16 protein-coding genes and 1 pseudogene are annotated in these 16,441 nt (G+C 68.5%); 9 read left to right on the top strand and 8 right to left on the bottom strand.

Features of this window, described 5'->3' with window-relative positions:
- Positions 1 to 138 precede the first annotated feature (138 nt).
- From ITJ69_RS14005 to ITJ69_RS13995, 3 genes are all read right to left on the bottom strand, one after another.
- Positions 139 to 624 (bottom strand): GNAT family N-acetyltransferase, encoded by a 486-nt coding sequence (locus ITJ69_RS14005; protein WP_123938067.1) that lies wholly within the window; start codon positions 622 to 624, stop codon positions 139 to 141.
- 616 nt (positions 625 to 1,240) lie between these two features.
- A complete protein-coding gene (locus ITJ69_RS14000; protein WP_123938066.1) occupies positions 1,241 to 1,699 on the bottom strand; it encodes a hypothetical protein in 459 nt (152 codons plus the stop codon).
- A 149-nt stretch (positions 1,700 to 1,848) separates the two neighbouring features.
- On the bottom strand, positions 1,849 to 2,703 hold the full coding sequence (locus ITJ69_RS13995; RefSeq protein ID WP_194673062.1) for an alpha/beta hydrolase: 855 nt from the start codon (positions 2,701 to 2,703) through the stop codon (positions 1,849 to 1,851).
- Between the two features lie 70 nt (positions 2,704 to 2,773).
- Here ITJ69_RS13995 and ITJ69_RS21100 point away from each other — a divergent pair.
- Positions 2,774 to 2,962 (top strand): annotated as a pseudogene (locus tag ITJ69_RS21100) (nucleotidyltransferase domain-containing protein); the annotation flags it as partial.
- Positions 2,963 to 2,983: 21 nt separating this feature from the next.
- The gene (locus tag ITJ69_RS13990; RefSeq protein WP_228505682.1) at positions 2,984 to 3,373 is read left to right on the top strand and encodes a hypothetical protein; all 390 of its coding nucleotides are present in this window, start codon (positions 2,984 to 2,986) and stop codon (positions 3,371 to 3,373) included.
- Positions 3,374 to 3,485: 112 nt separating this feature from the next.
- Here ITJ69_RS13990 and ITJ69_RS13985 read toward each other — a convergent pair whose 3' ends face one another.
- Complete coding sequence (locus tag ITJ69_RS13985; protein WP_228505680.1) at positions 3,486 to 4,127, bottom strand: hypothetical protein; 642 nt, start codon at positions 4,125 to 4,127, stop codon at positions 3,486 to 3,488.
- Between the two features lie 265 nt (positions 4,128 to 4,392).
- Positions 4,393 to 4,938 carry a cysteine hydrolase family protein gene (locus tag ITJ69_RS13980; protein ID WP_132100930.1) on the bottom strand — a complete coding sequence of 182 codons (546 nt, stop codon included), beginning with the start codon at positions 4,936 to 4,938 and terminating at the stop codon, positions 4,393 to 4,395.
- A 271-nt stretch (positions 4,939 to 5,209) separates the two neighbouring features.
- Here ITJ69_RS13980 and ITJ69_RS13975 point away from each other — a divergent pair, with 271 nt between their 5' ends.
- Positions 5,210 to 5,887: a hypothetical protein gene (locus tag ITJ69_RS13975; RefSeq protein WP_194673049.1), complete on the top strand. Its 678-nt coding sequence runs from the start codon at positions 5,210 to 5,212 to the stop codon at positions 5,885 to 5,887.
- A 19-nt stretch (positions 5,888 to 5,906) separates the two neighbouring features.
- Entirely contained in the window at positions 5,907 to 6,272 is a 366-nt protein-coding gene (locus tag ITJ69_RS13970) for a hypothetical protein (protein WP_133937813.1), read from the top strand.
- A gap of 779 nt (positions 6,273 to 7,051) precedes the next feature.
- On the opposite strand, the gene ITJ69_RS13965 is transcribed toward ITJ69_RS13970, so the two are convergent.
- Together ITJ69_RS13965 and ITJ69_RS13960 are read right to left on the bottom strand one after the other, a co-directional pair.
- Positions 7,052 to 7,276, bottom strand: coding sequence for a hypothetical protein (locus ITJ69_RS13965; RefSeq protein ID WP_194673048.1), 225 nt, complete (start codon positions 7,274 to 7,276; stop codon positions 7,052 to 7,054).
- 413 nt (positions 7,277 to 7,689) lie between these two features.
- Positions 7,690 to 8,313: a hypothetical protein gene (locus tag ITJ69_RS13960; protein WP_194673047.1), complete on the bottom strand. Its 624-nt coding sequence runs from the start codon at positions 8,311 to 8,313 to the stop codon at positions 7,690 to 7,692.
- A 577-nt stretch (positions 8,314 to 8,890) separates the two neighbouring features.
- Between ITJ69_RS13960 and ITJ69_RS13955 the strand changes: the two genes are divergently transcribed.
- Both ITJ69_RS13955 and ITJ69_RS13950 read left to right on the top strand, forming a co-directional pair.
- Positions 8,891 to 9,355 (top strand): hypothetical protein, encoded by a 465-nt coding sequence (locus tag ITJ69_RS13955; RefSeq protein WP_194673046.1) that lies wholly within the window; start codon positions 8,891 to 8,893, stop codon positions 9,353 to 9,355.
- A 147-nt stretch (positions 9,356 to 9,502) separates the two neighbouring features.
- Positions 9,503 to 10,264, top strand: coding sequence for an SDR family NAD(P)-dependent oxidoreductase (locus tag ITJ69_RS13950; protein ID WP_194673045.1), 762 nt, complete (start codon positions 9,503 to 9,505; stop codon positions 10,262 to 10,264).
- On the opposite strand, the gene ITJ69_RS13945 is transcribed toward ITJ69_RS13950, so the two are convergent.
- Positions 10,249 to 11,700, bottom strand: a complete 1,452-nt coding sequence (locus tag ITJ69_RS13945; protein WP_323743114.1) for an MFS transporter — start codon at positions 11,698 to 11,700, stop codon at positions 10,249 to 10,251. The two genes, ITJ69_RS13950 and ITJ69_RS13945, sit on opposite strands and share 16 nt — an antisense overlap.
- A gap of 264 nt (positions 11,701 to 11,964) precedes the next feature.
- Between ITJ69_RS13945 and ITJ69_RS13940 the strand changes: the two genes are divergently transcribed.
- The 3 genes from ITJ69_RS13940 (at position 11,965) to ITJ69_RS13930 (ending at position 16,401) form a co-directional block, all read left to right on the top strand.
- Positions 11,965 to 12,837, top strand: a complete 873-nt coding sequence (locus ITJ69_RS13940; RefSeq protein ID WP_323743113.1) for an oxidoreductase — start codon at positions 11,965 to 11,967, stop codon at positions 12,835 to 12,837.
- 75 nt (positions 12,838 to 12,912) lie between these two features.
- Positions 12,913 to 14,985, top strand: a complete 2,073-nt coding sequence (locus tag ITJ69_RS13935; protein ID WP_194673044.1) for a GMC oxidoreductase — start codon at positions 12,913 to 12,915, stop codon at positions 14,983 to 14,985.
- 36 nt (positions 14,986 to 15,021) lie between these two features.
- Positions 15,022 to 16,401: a hypothetical protein gene (locus ITJ69_RS13930; RefSeq protein WP_194673043.1), complete on the top strand. Its 1,380-nt coding sequence runs from the start codon at positions 15,022 to 15,024 to the stop codon at positions 16,399 to 16,401.
- Positions 16,402 to 16,441 lie beyond the last annotated feature (40 nt).

Genomic DNA, 16,441 nt, shown 5'->3' with positions numbered 1-16,441 from the left:
TGGCGTAGGCGCCCGAGTTGCACGACAGGTCCGGGAACGGATCGACGCGCTCTGGTGAGTGCTCTGGGGACCCGCCTGCGGAATCCGCCCGACGACTGCCGGCGTCTCACATGCCGATCGGCTACCGGGACGGCACGCTCAGGAGCGGATTGCGTAGCGCCGCACCCGGACGTCTCCGTGCTGTTCGACCGCTTTAAGTTTCGCGCCGTGGTGCTCGAGTGTCGCGATCGACGCCGCGTTATTGTCGAGGCAGAACGCCAGCACCGGGTTGATGCCCGACGACTCGGCGTGAAGCAGGACCTCGCCAAGGGCCCAGGTCGCCACGCCTCGTCCTCGGGCGGACGGGCGGATCCCGTATCCGATGTGTCCGAAGCGGTGCACGCGCTCGTCGTCAGCGGAGCGGAGCGCGATTCCGCCGAGGACTTTCCCGTCTTCGACGATCCACCACAGTTCGCCTGAGCTCTGCTGGGTCCACGCGATCCAGGCTTGGAAGCCCTCAAGGGTGTCGACGTCATCCTCCGCGCCGATGCCGAAGCCGTCTTCGTGTAGCCCCGGACCCCATTCCCGGTGCGCCTCGCTCCATGCCTCGAACAACTCCGCGCGCGGTCTCACCAGTTCGATCACAGTTCATCCTCGCAATCAGCCAGGCCGAGAACCAGGACCAGGCAGCGCCTCGTCGACGACAGGACAGTGGTTCACCGAACGAGAGATCGTTGTCCGTATCCTGCGGGACGATCAGCGCCCAAACTTGCCGGTGGTTCGCTTGGACTCCCATCGAGCTGGTGCGGCTCATTCCGAGAGTGCCCGACCGCGGCCATAGCCTCCTTGATGCGCGCGAGCGACAGGTCTGCGGCGGCCGCTCGTTCCAACAGCCGCGGCATCATCTCGTCGCTCTGGCCGTTGCGATCCCACCCGTTGTTGCCGATGAAGTGCAGCGTCTCGAGAAGGTCGCGCTGATCCTTGGTGAAACCGATCCAAGAGAGATCAGCAGGAGGGGCGTCATGACTCGATTCTGCTGGTCGACTCTGGTGTTCGATGACCGATCGGCTGCCGGCCGCGCTGGTTGTCGCTTCGTCGTCGCCACTCTCCGCCGGCGCACACCCCAACCCGCGTCCCGATGAGCGATCGGCTACCGGACTCACACCGGCGAAAGTTGGAGGACGACGAGTCGAACCACGGCGGTCATCCGACAACCACGACTCGGGTTGGCGACTCGTCTTGGACCGGCGATTAGGGTGAGTCAACGTCGAAACGCGTCGCTGCCGTCGGTCTGCTCGCGGCCGCGCATCACCCACCCCTGGAGGAATGGAAGGCCCACCGCCACCACCAGTCCGATCACGTAGACGAAAATCGTGGAGCGGGCGTCATGGTTCTGTGAGTAATTCGACCACCGAATCCCCAGCACCACCTGGACCAACGGGCCCAGCGCTGCGATCACTCCGCCCGGTAGCACGGTCAGCAACCACGTCTTGCGCCAAGTCCGTTCCTTCCCGTCCCAAATCCCAAGCGCACCAATTGTCGCGCCTATCGCGACCCCGCCCCAAAGCCATGACGCCCCTGACATTCGCCAACCGTCGTGTGTCCACCACGCTTCGATCAAGGCGGTCGTGCGTGCCCATGCATCGGACGACACGTATCTTCCCGGCGCCGCCGGCAGTGGCCACCCGATGATCGCAAGAACACCAGTGGCAGCAGCCACCAGACCGACCAACCAACTAAACAACCTGCGATGGTCGACCGGCTCAACGTCGAATGACTCGATTCTCACCGTCGCACAGACCAAGGCGTTCTGAAGCTCATGGTCGAAGCGTATCGGCCACTCTGTCCCCAGGCTCGATAGCTGATCGGCTATCGGACGGACGCGGGGTGAGCTTGCCAGAGCCAGCGGAGCGCGTCGGGGAGAAGTACTCCGCCGTGGTTGGGTGAATGGCCGCCGTCGCCGACAACGAGGCGAAAGTCGTAGCCCTCGCGCGCGAGTGAGGCCGCGGTGTCCAGGCTCTCGGCGAACCAATTCCACTCAGGCTCGTTCCAGTGCAGATCTCGGTGACCGGCGTGGAGGAACAGACGTGTCTGCCTGCGCGGTTCGGTAGCAAAAAGGGCCGGGTACGGGTTGCCACCGGGCATCTGCGCGAAGCTCGGATTGAAGGCGATCGCTCGACCCAGGCCCTCGGGTCGACTCCACGCCGCGGTGACGGCAGCGTTCCCGCCACTACTGCCACCGCAGATACCGCGCATCATCGGATCGTCCGAGACGGCGTAGCGCTCTCGCACGATGGGGAGCACCTCGTCGAGGAGGAAGCTGGCGTAGGCGTCGTTGAACGCGTCGTACTCGGCGTTGCGGTGCTTCGTCGGCGTTCCGTTGACATCGAGCACGCCTGGGTCCACAAAGACGCCGATCATCTGTGGCAAGTCACGGTTGGCAGCGAGGTTGTCGAGGACGATCCCACCGCGGACGTCGCCGTCGGGATCGAGGTACCACCAGCCGTCGTTGAAGAACATGACCGCGCTCGGCTCGTCGGCCCGATGCCCTGCTGGGCGGTGCACCCACACACTTCGCGTGGTGCCCGGGAAACGCTGGCTCTCTTCGAGCTCGAACTGTTCGGTCGAGCCTGGCTCAACGCCGACGCGTGTCACAGAGTCAGGTCCGTACTCGTACGAGACGTTGTCCTGAGACAGAGGAAGAGCAGCGAATGGTTGCGGCATCGACACGCTCGGATGCTACCGGGATCGCTTCATCCCGCAGAGCGATCGCCCGGGCACCTATGGTGGCGGCATGCGCCGACGCTACGACCCATCCGTGGACCGATGGGCACCACTGTCTGTGGCACGCGTGCGAGACGTCATCGCTGGTAGCCCAGCGTGGCTCTCCGGTGGGTTCGGCCTCGATGCCCTCCTCGGGTACACATCACGCGCGCATGGCGACATCGACGTGAGCATCGTCGATGAGGACTTCCCCGCCCTCGCCGCGGCACTGCCCGGTTGGATGCAGCTCTTCGCCGCGCAGTCAGGGCAGCTCGCGCCGATCGACGAAGCCGTCGACACGGAACCGCTGGACAACATCTGGTGTCTCGACGAACGATCAGGACTCTGGTGCTTGCAGATCAACCGAGAGGCCGGCGACAGCGACAGGTGGCTCTACCGCCGCGTGCCGACGGTCCAGCGCCAGTGGTCCGCGGCCGTCCTCGACGTCGAGGGATTACGGGTCGTCGCGCCCGAGGTGCAACTGCTCTGGAAATCCGCCGACCCGTCCGCGAAAGACGAATCGGACCGAGCAGCAGTGACACCGTTGCTCGACGACGAGGCACGTCAGTGGCTCCACGAGGCGATCACACGGGCGCACCCTGGATCAGCATGGGCCAACGCGTTCCGTTGACGTCTCGATAGCCGACCGTCGATCCGAAAGAACCCGCAAAGTCTGATCTGTCGGCTGGCTGACCTCCATATGGCGGGGAGAACAGGCGGGAGGAGTCCGTGCGCTCGATGTTTCAACCGAGGTCGAAGTCGACGATCGCTGCGACGTGGGCGGTCGCGGTGACCATGCGAGCTCGCCATTCCCGAGGATCCTCGTCGCGACGGTCGATGGCGCCGAAGTCATCTCGAGCCAGGAACCGGATTCCGTCGCCTTCGACGTAGCCGACGCTCGCCCCGCGTGCACGGACCAGCATCGGCCAGGTCACATCGTTCGTGATCGACGTGTCGCGACTCTGATCGACGATCAACTGTGCGGTGTCCCGGGTCATCAAGCGCATGGCGATCATCAAGTCCCACCGATTCGCGAGGCCGTTTGCAAGCCCGTACACGTGGTTCACGATCTCCTCAGTTCGGCGAAGCCGATCCGAGGCAGCCTCCATCGCCACAGCGGAGCGTCCAACGACGAGGAAGTCGACGTCGCGTCGAGCGAGCGTGCGCTCCGCTTCCCCTCGAGCACCGCTCACCCATCGCAGGATGTGGTCCAGGTCCGAGTGGAACAGCCATCCGCAGTCGCTTTGCAACCCGAGGTCCAGCGCGTTCTTCCTCGCCGTTCCGATCCCGATCGTGCCCGCAGCGTGTTCGTCGAGGAGCAACGGCACAGCCAGCGCACGCAGTGCCGCGATCGTCGCCGGATGAGTTTCAGCGGTGGCGTTCACTGCCACAGCACCGAACACCTCCGCGAGGGCGGGTCCGGCGGCCCCGACACCCGCAGCGAATCCTCCGAGCGGGTCGTGACAGGTCGCAACCAGGCACACCGACTCCGGAGCCGCGTGATCACCGAACGTCCCGGCGGCCCGAGTTGCAACCACGTCGTCTTCGAAGCCAGGCATCACCCGACCATACGACGTTGCTCCAGGACACCTGACGAAGCGAGTGCTCGAAGGTTTGCCAGACTGCGCCATCCGTCCGGTGGCCGATCGCTCACCGGTCGGGCTGGAACCGCACCTGATCGTGCCGTTCGGCGGCATACCTGTGGGCGGGGTAGCGCAGGCTGTCGAAGAACATGTTCGTGTGCGCGACGATCTGCTCGCCGGTGATGAGGACGCGGTCGTGCTCGGCGTCCGTCGTCGTGTGCGCGTCGGACACCAGCGTGACGTCGAACCCACGCGCGGCCGCTGCTTGCGTGGTCGTTCGGATGCAGTAGTCGCTTTGGGCACCGGCAACGACGAGGTGTTGAACACCCAAGGAGTGCAAGACGTCGGCGAGGTCGGTGTCTGCGAAGGAGTCGCGGTACTGCTTCCGGACGAGCGGCTCGTTCACCCTTCTTTCGAGCGGTGCCGCAAGTGCCCACTCGTTGGTGCCCTCTGCGAAGCTGCCGTGGTCCTGCACCCACACCACAGGCACGCCTGTCGATCGCGCGCGCTCAATGAGATGCGCGGTGCGATGGAGCACGCCGTCGGCGTCGAAGCAGCCCTGGACGACGCCACGCTGAAGGTCGATGACGAGAAGCGCAGCTGTAGCGGGCATACCCAATCCTCTCAACCAACGCGTCGGGCGGCCGATCGGCTGACGAGACGCGACCACGACACGGAACGGTGCATGGTGATGACACCCACCGAAGCTGCTCAGAACGTCCCGCTCTGGAGCGTCGGCTATATCCCGAATCACTTGAAGAGGTTCAGGTGAACGGAAATTCAGGTGTTGCCAGGTGATTGCAAGGAATGGTTTTTGATCACCGATAGCGTCCTTCGCGGCAGCTCGGGGGAGAGGGGCTTCCTCCGCGCCTTCGGGAGGAAACATGCTGAACAAGAACAGATCCAAGCTTCGCCTGCTGGCAAGCGCCGGCGCACTCATCGCGGTGACTGCGGGGATCGTCGTGCCGGTCTCATCGGCGACCGCGGCGACCGCGGCGACCGCTGGCAGCGTCATCCTGAATTCGTGGGAGGACTACAAGGGCCGCAACGTCTTTGTCCGCGAGGGTGCGTACAGCGCTACGACAGCGAACGGCTTCGGGATGAAGAAGATCCGCACGAAGCACAACATCAAGCTGATCAACTCGCTGAAGTTCGCCACGAACAACCCCAACGGCGGAACGGCGAAGGGGCAGAAGCGGCAGTACGACGCTTGGGCAAACAAGATCGAGTGTGTCAACGGCAAGAACTGTAAGTACACCGACAGCCGTCCGTTCCACGTCGTCATGGACTACCGCAAGGTCGGCGTGTACTACGGCGTCGACCTGCACCAGACCACTCTCGGGATCGCCACGGCGTACTGCACGAACGAGGACAAGGCGCACGATTGCCCGAGCTGGGTGGACACAGCCTTCCAGACTCCGACGGACCGGATCGGCAGCAAGCGTGCCGCCGTGCAGTCCGACGCCGACGTAAGCGAGGATTCCGTCACGCTCAGCTACGAGCCGCTCGGCCCGGTCACTGAGCCGTCGACCGGTGAGTCCGGACTCGACGCCGACGACTGAGCGTGCTTGCATCATGACCATGGACTACGCGACCGCAGACGACCGGCGCGCATATACGGAAACGTTCATCGCCCAGCTTCAGCACCTTTTCCAGACCGACACGGACTGGAACACGGGCATGGAGTGGGTCGGCGCCCGCGCCCTCACTGATGATGTTGCCGTCGTGCTCTACCGGGATCGGCCGAACGGCCCGGTCCTTGGCCGCCGCTACGACCTAGCGCAAGAACGCGCACTGTTCACCGACAACAGCGCGAAATCGTTGGCAGCTGAGGCATGGACGGGGGACTTCGTAGACCCGTCGGGCCCCGGCGAACCCCGTGCTGTGGATTGGGCTGACGGTCTCTGCGACACCCCGGGCGACGTGCGTTGGGTCGGAGTGGCTTGATAGCCCTGGCTTGCTGGCAGGCGTGGACGCAACGCGAAGCTGCGTTCACGCCTGCTCTGCTTTGAGCGACGGCTGTTGCGATGCGCGAGCTTCGCCAGCTGTACTCCGAGCTGGCTCGCTGTGCCGTCCGGGTTGCAGGAAGAGATGCTCGCACGTCGCCCGTCCCGGTAGACGATCGATTATCGAGACGCCTCATCCGGCTCGGGCGGCAGGCAACCGCTACCGAACCCGTCTCGTCCGGCATGCTCTTGCAATGGACTTTTCGTGGTGGACGTGGTGGGTGCTCGTGGTCGTCATGCTGGTCGGGCTTGGGACGATCGGGCGTGCTGCTGTCATCGCCGTCCGCAGGGATGGGATCGGCCGGGCTAGAGCAGAGCGCGGGACCAGTGCTCGGTGGTTCTGGTCAGGGATCGGAGTGCTTGTCGTCGCTGGTGCGCTATTGGTTGTGTGGGTCATCGCGCTCGACAGCTGACCATGGCCGGTCGACTCTGCCTCGATGAAGGATCGTTCACCGGCGCAGGAACGACGCTCTGCTCGGGCTAGCCGTCGCTCATCGCGCCGTGCTCGCCACTCGCCACCCATGCTTCCGCGAGCTGCGACGAAGATGAGCACGACGACGACAATCAGAACCACCGGCACGAGGAACTGCACAAACATCGCTACCCCCAACATCCGATCGCCCCCATCTCAGCATCGTGGAGCTGAGCCACCTTCGATGGCAAGACCACCGCCCGATCGCCGTCGAACTACCGACGCGCGAACACATCGGGATCTGATTCTCAATCGTCGTCGCGCTCGGCGCGAAGCGCGCGCCGGCCGACGATTCGCTGGACAAGCTTCCTCAAGAACACAAGCTCGAGCGCCACCATGATTGCCAGGCCGAAGAGTGCGAATGCGATGCGTGCTGCGTCGAATCCTCCACTCAGCACGATGATGGGGAGACCGATCATCAATGCGGCACCCACCGTGACGTTCCACCACGACTCGATGAGTCCTGCAGGCATACGTTTCGTCAGTTCCGGGCGATCCGACGGGTCGGTGCGATCCCATCGAGCATGACGGCCCAGCCGATCGTAAGAAGGCCCGCGACGAATAGAGTCGCGACTCCTGCCCAGAACCAGGGAGCTCCTGGTCGACTGGTCAATCGACCTCGTCCGAACCCGTACTCGCGGATCGTCAGCACAGTCGCACGTAGGAGCAGTCCCGCTCCAATCAGCCCGACGAGCACAAAGGCAGACCAGATCCACCAGGAAAACGTCATGAGTCGAGCATGCCCCACTCGTAACTGATACCCGTCTGACCGATGACGGATCCCCTTCCGAACGCCCGCCGCCGCCGCAGGTGACCACTCATGCCGTCGAAAGCGGTGCCAGGTACCAGCTCCCGTTCGTGTCGCGGAGGTCGGCGTCAGACAGTCTCAGCCGTCCTCGCGTTGAACGCCAGGGACGTGCGCGATTGCCGTACGCACTCGCTGCCACCGACGTCGTTCGATCCAGCTGACGACCGCGATGAAGACGCTGACGCCCAGGAAGCCGAGCAAGAGAACCCCCGAGGTGAGGTTCGCGCCAACGAGGGCGACTCCGAACCCGATGAGCGTTGGCCAAAGGTTCCTCGCCGATGCTTGCTGCCGACGCGTCAGGAGGTCGACGAGCTCCATCGAGTGCGGAGTGGGCGCTGTCTTCCCGCGCATCTGCAAGCGGACGGCACGCCGTTGATCACGCTCGAGGAGTGAGGTGGGGGTTCGCTCGCCGCTGCCGAGGAAGGGCTCCAAACCGTCGTGCCGGCGGGCCCAGAACCACCCGAGCAGAGCGATGGTGACCCCCGCGCCGCTGACAATTGCCTTCCAAGGCGATGGCTCGAGTATCGACAGGGTCGTACCGAGCGCGAAGAAGATGAGGGCTAGTCCGGTCAGGACGGCCTGCACTGATGGACCGACGACTATCGGCCCTCGGTCTACAAGCACCCGGGCTTGCTGCGCGGCAGCGACCCAACTCGCATCGACTTGCTCCTCACGGAATAGAGGTTCTCTCGGATCGCTCACGCGTCGAGCGTACGACCCAGTGCGCGCATCAGACCGATCTCAACGAGTAGAGACGGTCCCGCGCAACCCCAGGCTCGCGGCATCGGGGCCTGCACAGGGGTGCCCGGAACTATCACGTCCCATAGCTGGACATGAGTCTCCTCCTGGTCCTGCCCGGGCCTCGAGGACACCGATGATGAATCGACTACCGCGCGGCGGCGGAGAGGGACACAGTCCGTCCGCGTCAGTCCGTTGGGAAAGGGCGCCGTGCAAGCCACGCAGTGAACCCGACGAGGAGTAGCGCATCGAGCGCCAGGAGGAAGAAGCCCCACCCGGCTCCGAACCCGGCTGCAAGTGATCCGACGCCGACAAAGACGAGCGCGATAGCTCCCAGCGCGAGGAACACGGGGAGGATCCCGCTCAGACGGGGTTGGGCGTTCAGCGTGAGCTGAACCTCGCGAACCCATCGTTCACCCCGGCCACGACGGTGGCGAAGAGCCGTCCCGATAGCCGCATCGGTGGACGCTGTCAGGATCGAGCGGGTTCGGGACATCTCTCAGGAGAAGCACCGATCCGATCGCTCGAAGGAGTCAGCACCATGCAGACCCACGTCCGTCCCCTCGTCGCCACTGCGGCGGCCGCCGCGCTCGTCGCCATCCTCACCGGCTGTGCCGCAGCGTCGCCCGCTGGCCCGGCGACCTCCACGCCTGACCGCGTCGGAGCCAGCACGTCGACGAGCCCGACGCCGACCGAGACGACCACCCCGTCCCCGACCGCCACCGCGACGGCCCCGTCCCCGACCGCCACCGCGACGCCCACGGTCTCGGCGCTCGCCCAGCACATCCACGACGAGTGCAACAAGGGCGCCGACGACGCCGGGGTCGTCCTGGAGTTCACCGCGGAGCCGTCCGGGTACACCAGCGACGGCAAGTACCTGCTCGTGTACCCGATCAAGCAGTTCACGGACGGCCACACCGACCCGTGGGCGATCTACAACTGCACCCTCACCGACGCCACGGTCGGCTCGACGTTCGTCGGCGGCGGCGTGACCGACACGCACTGAGCGACCAGAGGCGGTGGACGTGACCAGCGCGGGAGGCGCGGTGCGCGACGGACGCACGCCGCGCCTCCCGGCCGGGCCGTGTACGCAGGGCGGTACCTCGTCGACGCGGTGCACCGCGCCGACCCCGCTCAGGAAGGCGCCCGCTCCATGACCTCACCCTTCGACCTCACCGGCAGGACCGCCCTCGTCACCGGCGGCAACCAGGGACTCGGCCGGGCCTTCGCCTTCGGCCTCGCCGAGGCCGGCGCCCGCGTCGCGATCGTCGGGCGCTCCGCGGAGCGCAACGCCCGGGTCGCCGCCGAGGCCGCGGATGCCGGCCACGACTTCGTCACCATCACGGCGGACATCACCGACGGCGAGCAGGTGGCGCGCATGACCGAGGAGGCGATGGCGGCCCTCGGCCGCCTCGACGTGCTCGTCAACAACGCTGGCACGTGCCACCACCGGGACGCCTTCGACGTCCCCGACAGCGAGTGGGACGACGTGTTCGACATCAACGTCCGCGCACTGTGGAAGACGTCGACGGCGGTCGGCGCGCACATGCGCGATGCCGGTTCGGGGTCGATCGTGAACATCGGCAGCATGTCTGGTCTCATCGTGAACCGGCCGCAGTGGCAGCCGGGGTACAACGCGTCGAAGGCCGCCGTGCACCACCTGACGAAGTCGCTCGCGGTCGAGTGGGCGAAGTACGGGATCCGCGTGAACGCCGTCGCCCCCGGGTACGTGAAGACCGAGATGGCCCCGGTGGACTCCCCGGAGTTCCGGCGCTACTGGATCGAGGACGCACCGCAGCAGCGCTTCGCCCTGCCCGAGGAGATCGCGCCGAGCGTCGTCTTCCTGGCGAGCGACGCGGCGTCGTTCATCACCGGATCCGTGCTCGTGGCGGACGGCGGCTACAGCGCCGTCTGAGCCGGTTCGGCCACCGGCGTGCCCGCGCGGGTCGTCGCGCGGGCCATTCCGACGGCGACGAGCAGCGCGGCGACGACCGTCAGGACGACGCCCGCGACGGTGATTCCGCCTTCGAACGCGGCCAGCCGATCGACGCTCCAGGACGTCGTCGCGATGCTGCCCGGCACGAGCAGCGCCAGCACCGTCCCGGTCGCCGCGATGCCCACCGCGGTCGCGAGCTCGCTCGAGGTGTCGACGAGCGCCGCCCCGACCGACGTCCGGTTCGACGGCAGGCCCTGGAGCACGTTGTTGCCCGCGACGACCCCGACGACCCGCATCCCCGCGGCGACGAGGACGAGCGCCGCGGCGACCCAGCCGTACCCGGCACGGCCGCCGACCGTGAAGAGCGCGAGTCCTGCGACGACGGCGCCGGCGCTCAGCCAAGCCGCGCGGCCGAGGCCCACCCGCTGCACGAACGGGCCGACGAATCGCCCGGACGCCAGGAGCACCACCACCTGCGGCAGCGTCCCGATCGCGGCGAGCGCCGGCGACCACCCCCAGGCGAACTGCAGCTGCAGCGTCACCAGGTACGACAGGCCGGAGACGGCCAGTCCGGAGGCCGCCTTGTACGCCAGACCGCTCGCGACGAGCGGACGGGCGAGCAGGCGCAGGTCGAGCAGCGGCTGCGCCGCGGTGCGCTCCCGCCGCACGAAGGCCGCCACCGCAGCGACCGTCACGACGACCCCGGTCCACCCCGGCCAGGAGGCGCTGCCCGCCTCCGCGAAGAGGGTGGGCGTCCCGAGTGCACCGACCAGGGCCGTGGTCCCGAACAGCGCGCCGGTCACGTCGATCCGGTCGGGGTGCAGGTCCTCCGGTCGGTCAGCGGGCACGCCGGCTCGGATGCCGATGAACGCGAGCGCCGCGATCGGGACGTTCACCAGGAGCAGGGCCTGCCACGGCGCCACCGCGAGGGCGAAGCCGCCCGCCGTCGGACCGACCGCGAGCCCGACCAGGCCCGCGGTGGAGATGACGGTCAGCGCCCGGACCCGCAGGGCGTCGGTGTCGAAGAGCCGGAAGGCCAGGGCCATCGACCCGGGCGTCGTCATGGCCGCCGCGAGCCCCATGAGCGCGCGGACCGCGATGAGTTCGCCGGTCGTGGTGACGAGCGTGGTCGCCAGCGCGGAGAGCGCGAGCAGCACCAGGCCGACGAGCATCACCCGGCGTCGGCCGAACCGGTCGGCGACCGCACCGAACAGGAGCATGAGGGCGCCGAACACGACCGAGTAGGCGCCGGTGACCCACTGCAGTCCGGTCGTCGACGCGTGGAGCTCACGGCCGATGGTGGGCAGGGCGACGTTCAGCACCGAGTTGTCGAGCATCTCGAACAGGAAGACGGCGGACAGGCCGGCGAGGGCGATCCCGGCGTCACGGAGCCGGGCGGGGGAACGGGTGGACACGTGCACTCCTTCGATGAAGAAGTGGCGACTCGTCCGAGACCGCGTGTGGGTGCCTGGCCGCCGGAGCGACGAGGCGTTTTGCCCTCTGGCAGGAGCGTACGTCCAGTGGGGCGTCTGCTGCAAGTGGGGCGTCTGCTGCAAGCGGGCCGTCCGCTGCAAGTGGGCCGGAACGCGCGTCGGTGTCGTGCGAGCCGCTGCCCACGCGAGCAGGCTGTCAGGAGTGCGCTGCGCCCTCGGCGTCGGCACGCCCTCGAAGGAGATCCGATGAGCACCACCACCCCTCGACTGCCGGGCGGCACCTGGACCCTCGGCGACCGGCCGGTCGCACGCTTCGGCTACGGCGCGATGCAGCTCACCGGTCCCCGGGTCGTCGGGCCACCGAAGGACCACGACGAGGCTGTCGCCGTGCTCCGGGAGGCCGTCGCGGGCGGCATCACGCAGATCGACACCGCCGAGACGTACGGCCCCCGCATCGTCAACGAGCTGGTGCACGAGGCGCTGCACCCGTACGCCGACGACCTCGTCATCGCGACGAAGGTCGGTGCGCGACGCGACGCCCGCGGCGGGTGGCCGACAGCTCGGGAACCCGACCAACTGCGTGGGCAGGTCGACGACAACCTCGAGACGCTCGGCGTCGACGTGCTGGACCTCGTCAACCTGCGGCTGGGCGACGCGAACGGTCCGGTCGCGGGGCCGATCGCCCCGGCGTTCGAGACGCTGGTCGACCTGCAGCGACAGGGGGTCATCCGGCACCTCGGCGTGAGCAACGCCACGACGGACCAAGTGGCGGAAGCGCAGGGGATCGCACCGATCGTGTCGGTGCAGAACATGTACAACCTGGCCAATCGGCAGGACGACCCGCTCATCGACCGGCTCGCGGCCGAGGGAGTCGCCTACGTGCCGTTCTTCCCGCTCGGTGGCTTCTCTCCGCTGCAGTCCGAGGTGCTCTCGACCGTGGCGACACGGCTCGGGTCGACGCCGATGTCCGTCGCCCTGGCGTGGCTGCTGCGCCGTTCCCCGAACATCCTGCTGATCCCGGGCACGTCGTCGCGGGCACACCTGCGCGAGAACGTCGAGGGGGCCGCCGTCGTGCTGAGCGACGACGACCTGCTCGACCTGGAGGGCATCGGCGGCTGAGCCCGGCCCCGGACGCTCGCGTGTCCGTTACGGTGCTCGTGGGGCGGCACCGGCGCTGCTCGAGAGGCAGGACCGATGACGGACCACGCGGCCACCGCGGCGCAGGAGTTCCTCCGCACGCACGACGAACGGCTCCGTTCCCTGGTCGACCGGGTGGTGCCGGCGGACGAGTACCCGTCGGCGTCCGAGGCCGGCGCGCTCGACTTCCTGGCCGGGGTGCTGGTCGACCGGCCCGACTGGCTGGATCGTCTCCGAGCCGTCGTCGAGCACGCGGACGACCACGAGGGCGTCGACGAGGCCCAGGACGAGGACGATCCCGACTGGACCTGGTTCGCCGAGCTCGTGGCCGCGGGCTACTACGCCGACGCGGGGAACGGCGGGAACGCGAGGGAGCGGTCCTGGGAGATGGTGGGGTGGCAGCCCGGTCCGCCGGACGGCTGGAGCGTGCCGGTACCGGTGCCGACCGCCGCGCCCTCGGTCGTGCACCCGTCGCAGCTGGCCGACCGGTACGACGCGATCGTCGTCGGGTCGGGCGCCGGCGGGGGTGTCGCGGCGTGCGGGCTCGCCGAGTCCGGTCGGCGCGTGCTCGTGGTCGAGGCCGGTGGGTGGCCCGGCACCGCGGAACTCAGCCGTGATCACATCCGGAACCCGCGGTCGAGCTGGGGCGTCGCACCGCGGTCGGGGCCGTCCGACGTCGGCAACCCTCGGACGGTGGCGGACGGTCGCGAGCTCCTGGTGCTCCGTCCCTCGTCGCCGGGGTGGCACAACAACGCCGTCACGGCCGGGGGCGGCACGCGGGTCTACGGTGCCCAGGCCTGGCGGTTCGGGCCGCGGGACTTCGCGATGGCGTCGACGTACGGCGTGCCGGGCGGCAGCGCCCTGGCCGACTGGCCGTTCGGGTACGACGAGCTCGAGCCCTGGTACGAGCGCGCCGAGTGGGAGATCGGGGTCAGCGGGGGCGATGTCGACGGTCCGTGGTCCGGGGAACGTTCGCGCGCGCGACCGATGCAACCGCTGCCGTCGGGGGCAGCGCGGGACCGGCTCGCCGGCGCCGCGGACGCGCTGGGCATCTCGACGGTGCACGTCCCGCTCCTGATCAACTCGACGCCGTACCTGGGTCGCCGCGGGTGTGAGCAGTGCGGCATGTGCGTCGGCTTCGCGTGCCCGGTCGACGCCAAGAACGGCAGCCAGAACACCATGCTGACCCGCGCGTTCGCCACCGGGAACACGTCGATCGTGCTCGAGTCGCGGGTCGCCCGACTGCGCACGGACCATGCCGGCCGAGTCGTCGGCGTCACGATCGTCGGCACCGCGGACGGCCACGACTGGCGGGCCGAGGTCGACGCCGCCGAGGTCGTCGTGGCGGCCGGGGCGGTGGAGTCGGCACGGCTCCTGCTGAACAGCCGGAGCGACCGCGAGCCCGACGGCATCGGCAACGGCGCGGACCAGGTCGGCCGGCACCTGCAGGGCCACGTCTACGGCGGTGCGATGGGGGTCTTCGACGACGTGGTGGACGACGGTCTCGGACCGGGGCCGTCGATCGCCACCACCGACTACCGGCACGGCGTGCCCGGGCAGATCGGTGGCGGGATCCTGGCGAACGAGTTCATCGCGACGCCGTCGAACACGTACCAGTACCTCGTCGGCACGGAGCTCGCGCCGCGTTCCGGGCTCGACGGCAAGCACGCGATGCGGGACCTGGCGCGGCGCAGCATGCGGATCATGGGGCCGATCCAGGAGGTCACCACGGCCGACGCACGCGTCCGGGTCGACCCCGCGGTGACGGACCGGTACGGCATCCCGGTGGCGTCGTTCAGCGGTGGGGTCCACCCGGAGGACGTCCGTGCTCGCGACCACACCAGCGCCCGGAGCGGCGACTGGTTGCGCGCGGCCGGCGCCACGCGCGTGGCGGAGCTGCACGGTCCGGTCCGGGGCACGAGCGGTGGCCAGCACCAGGCCGGCACGCTCCGGATGGGGACGGATCCGGCGACGTCGGTCGTCGACCCGTTCGGCCGGGTGTGGGGACACGACAACCTGCGCGTGACCGACGGCTCGGTGCACGTCACGAACGGCGGGGTCAACCCGGTGCTCACCATCCTGGCGACCGCGATGCGGAGCGTCGACGCGATGGTCGCGCAGCACGGTTGACCACGTGCCCGGTCCGCCACCGATACGGTGGCGTCCGTGACCGACGACCCTGAAGCCGCCATCGCCCAGCACGTCCACGACGCGTGGGACGGTTCCCTGCGGCTCGTGCACATCACGATCTCGGACGAGGACGGCGACGCCTACCCCGGCCAGGACGTCGACCGGTGGGTGATCGACGTCCGGGTGCCCATCACCGACGACGAGGCCGAAGCGGTGTCGGTCGCCGAGGTCGCCGCGTACACGAGCCGTTCGCCCGAGTCGGTCGAGGCACTGGTGCTCGGGTACCAGGTCTCCGACGTCGACGGTGACTTCGCCGCGGCGATCGTCGTGCCGGACGCGACCGGCGAGACCTTCCTGTCGCTGCAGACGCACGCCGCCGAGATGCTCGGCAAGCCGGACCTGCTGGCGCTCGACCGCCTCACCGTGCGACCGGCGTACCGCGGGCTGCCCGGACTCGTCCCCGCCGTGGTCGACGCCGTGCGCCGTGGCCCCGCCGGTCGATCGGCGTCGTGGGTGCTCGCGGACCCCTCGGTCTGGAACGTGCCGTTCGAGGACCAGGACCGTGCGGCCGGCGAGTTCGTCCAGTGGGCGGACACCCCCGTGTTCGCGTCGATGAACGCCGACCACGAGGACCTCGAGCGGTTGGCCGCCGTGCCCCCGACCGGCGGCATCGTCATGGGGTCCCGCTCGGACGAGGTGCACCTCGGCGACGCGCTCGACGAAGCATTGGCACGTCCGGCGATCGCAGTCGCGTTCGCCCTGCCGCCGAAGCTCCCGGCGAGCATCTGGGCCGCGGCCCCCGAGGACGTCCACGGCGTGCACCCCGACGAGGCCACCGGGTCCATCACCGTCGAGACGCACGACGAGCAGCTCGAGGTCGTCGGATCGCCCGGCACGGCACCGCAGCTGGTCGGGACCTCGGCCTCGGCCGACGCCGCGACGCAGGACTGGCTCCGGGCGGTGCACCAGCGCTGGTGGCAGTACGAGCCCGGACTGCACGACCGGATCCACGAGGTCGTCGACGAGTACCTGACGTCGGGGGAGATCGAGTCCGTCACCGACGAACGCGCCCCGCACCTGCACGCGCCGGACCTGCCCGTGTTCCGCACCGAGTGGCCCGGGATCGGCGAGGTGCACCTGGAACCCCTCGGCGAGGACACCGAACCCGTCGTGTACGACGCCGTGCTCGAGGTCGGCGATGCCCACGACCACATCGGGGTCGTCGTCGTGCACGAGTCCGGGCACGTCCGCGCGTCCCTCCACGACGAGTGGAACCCCGGGCTGGTCGACGTGGGCGGTGTGCTCACGCACCTGGTCAGCCTCGGTGCGGGGGAGTTCTTCGCGGACGCGCTGCACGACGAGCTGTCGGCCGGCGCCGAGCACGCGATCCTGACGGGCGACGTCCGGGGCCACTGACCCGGACGGGCACCCGGCCCGCCGCCGAGCACGGTCCAGG

It is taken from the genome of Curtobacterium sp. VKM Ac-2887 (assembly GCF_015350935.1).
In the GTDB taxonomy this organism is placed as follows: domain Bacteria; phylum Actinomycetota; class Actinomycetes; order Actinomycetales; family Microbacteriaceae; genus Curtobacterium.
The sequence above is the reverse complement of the archived record's forward strand: the minus strand, read 5'-3'. Positions and strand labels throughout refer to the sequence as shown.

What these genes read in the sequence shown, in the direction of transcription:
- ITJ69_RS13980 (WP_132100930.1), bottom strand. Translation starts at nt 4,938, where the DNA reads ATGCCCGCTACAGCTGCGCTTCTCGTCATCGACCTTCAGCGTGGCGTC.
- ITJ69_RS13940 (WP_323743113.1), top strand. Translation starts at nt 11,965, where the DNA reads ATGAGCACCACCACCCCTCGACTGCCGGGCGGCACCTGGACCCTCGGC.
- ITJ69_RS13955 (WP_194673046.1), top strand. Translation starts at nt 8,891, where the DNA reads ATGCAGACCCACGTCCGTCCCCTCGTCGCCACTGCGGCGGCCGCCGCG.
- ITJ69_RS13990 (WP_228505682.1), top strand. Translation starts at nt 2,984, where the DNA reads ATGCAGCTCTTCGCCGCGCAGTCAGGGCAGCTCGCGCCGATCGACGAA.
- ITJ69_RS13965 (WP_194673048.1), bottom strand. Translation starts at nt 7,276, where the DNA reads ATGCCTGCAGGACTCATCGAGTCGTGGTGGAACGTCACGGTGGGTGCC.
- ITJ69_RS13975 (WP_194673049.1), top strand. Translation starts at nt 5,210, where the DNA reads ATGCTGAACAAGAACAGATCCAAGCTTCGCCTGCTGGCAAGCGCCGGC.
- ITJ69_RS13995 (WP_194673062.1), bottom strand. Translation starts at nt 2,703, where the DNA reads ATGCCGCAACCATTCGCTGCTCTTCCTCTGTCTCAGGACAACGTCTCG.
- ITJ69_RS13950 (WP_194673045.1), top strand. Translation starts at nt 9,503, where the DNA reads ATGACCTCACCCTTCGACCTCACCGGCAGGACCGCCCTCGTCACCGGC.
- ITJ69_RS13935 (WP_194673044.1), top strand. Translation starts at nt 12,913, where the DNA reads ATGACGGACCACGCGGCCACCGCGGCGCAGGAGTTCCTCCGCACGCAC.
- ITJ69_RS13970 (WP_133937813.1), top strand. Translation starts at nt 5,907, where the DNA reads ATGGACTACGCGACCGCAGACGACCGGCGCGCATATACGGAAACGTTC.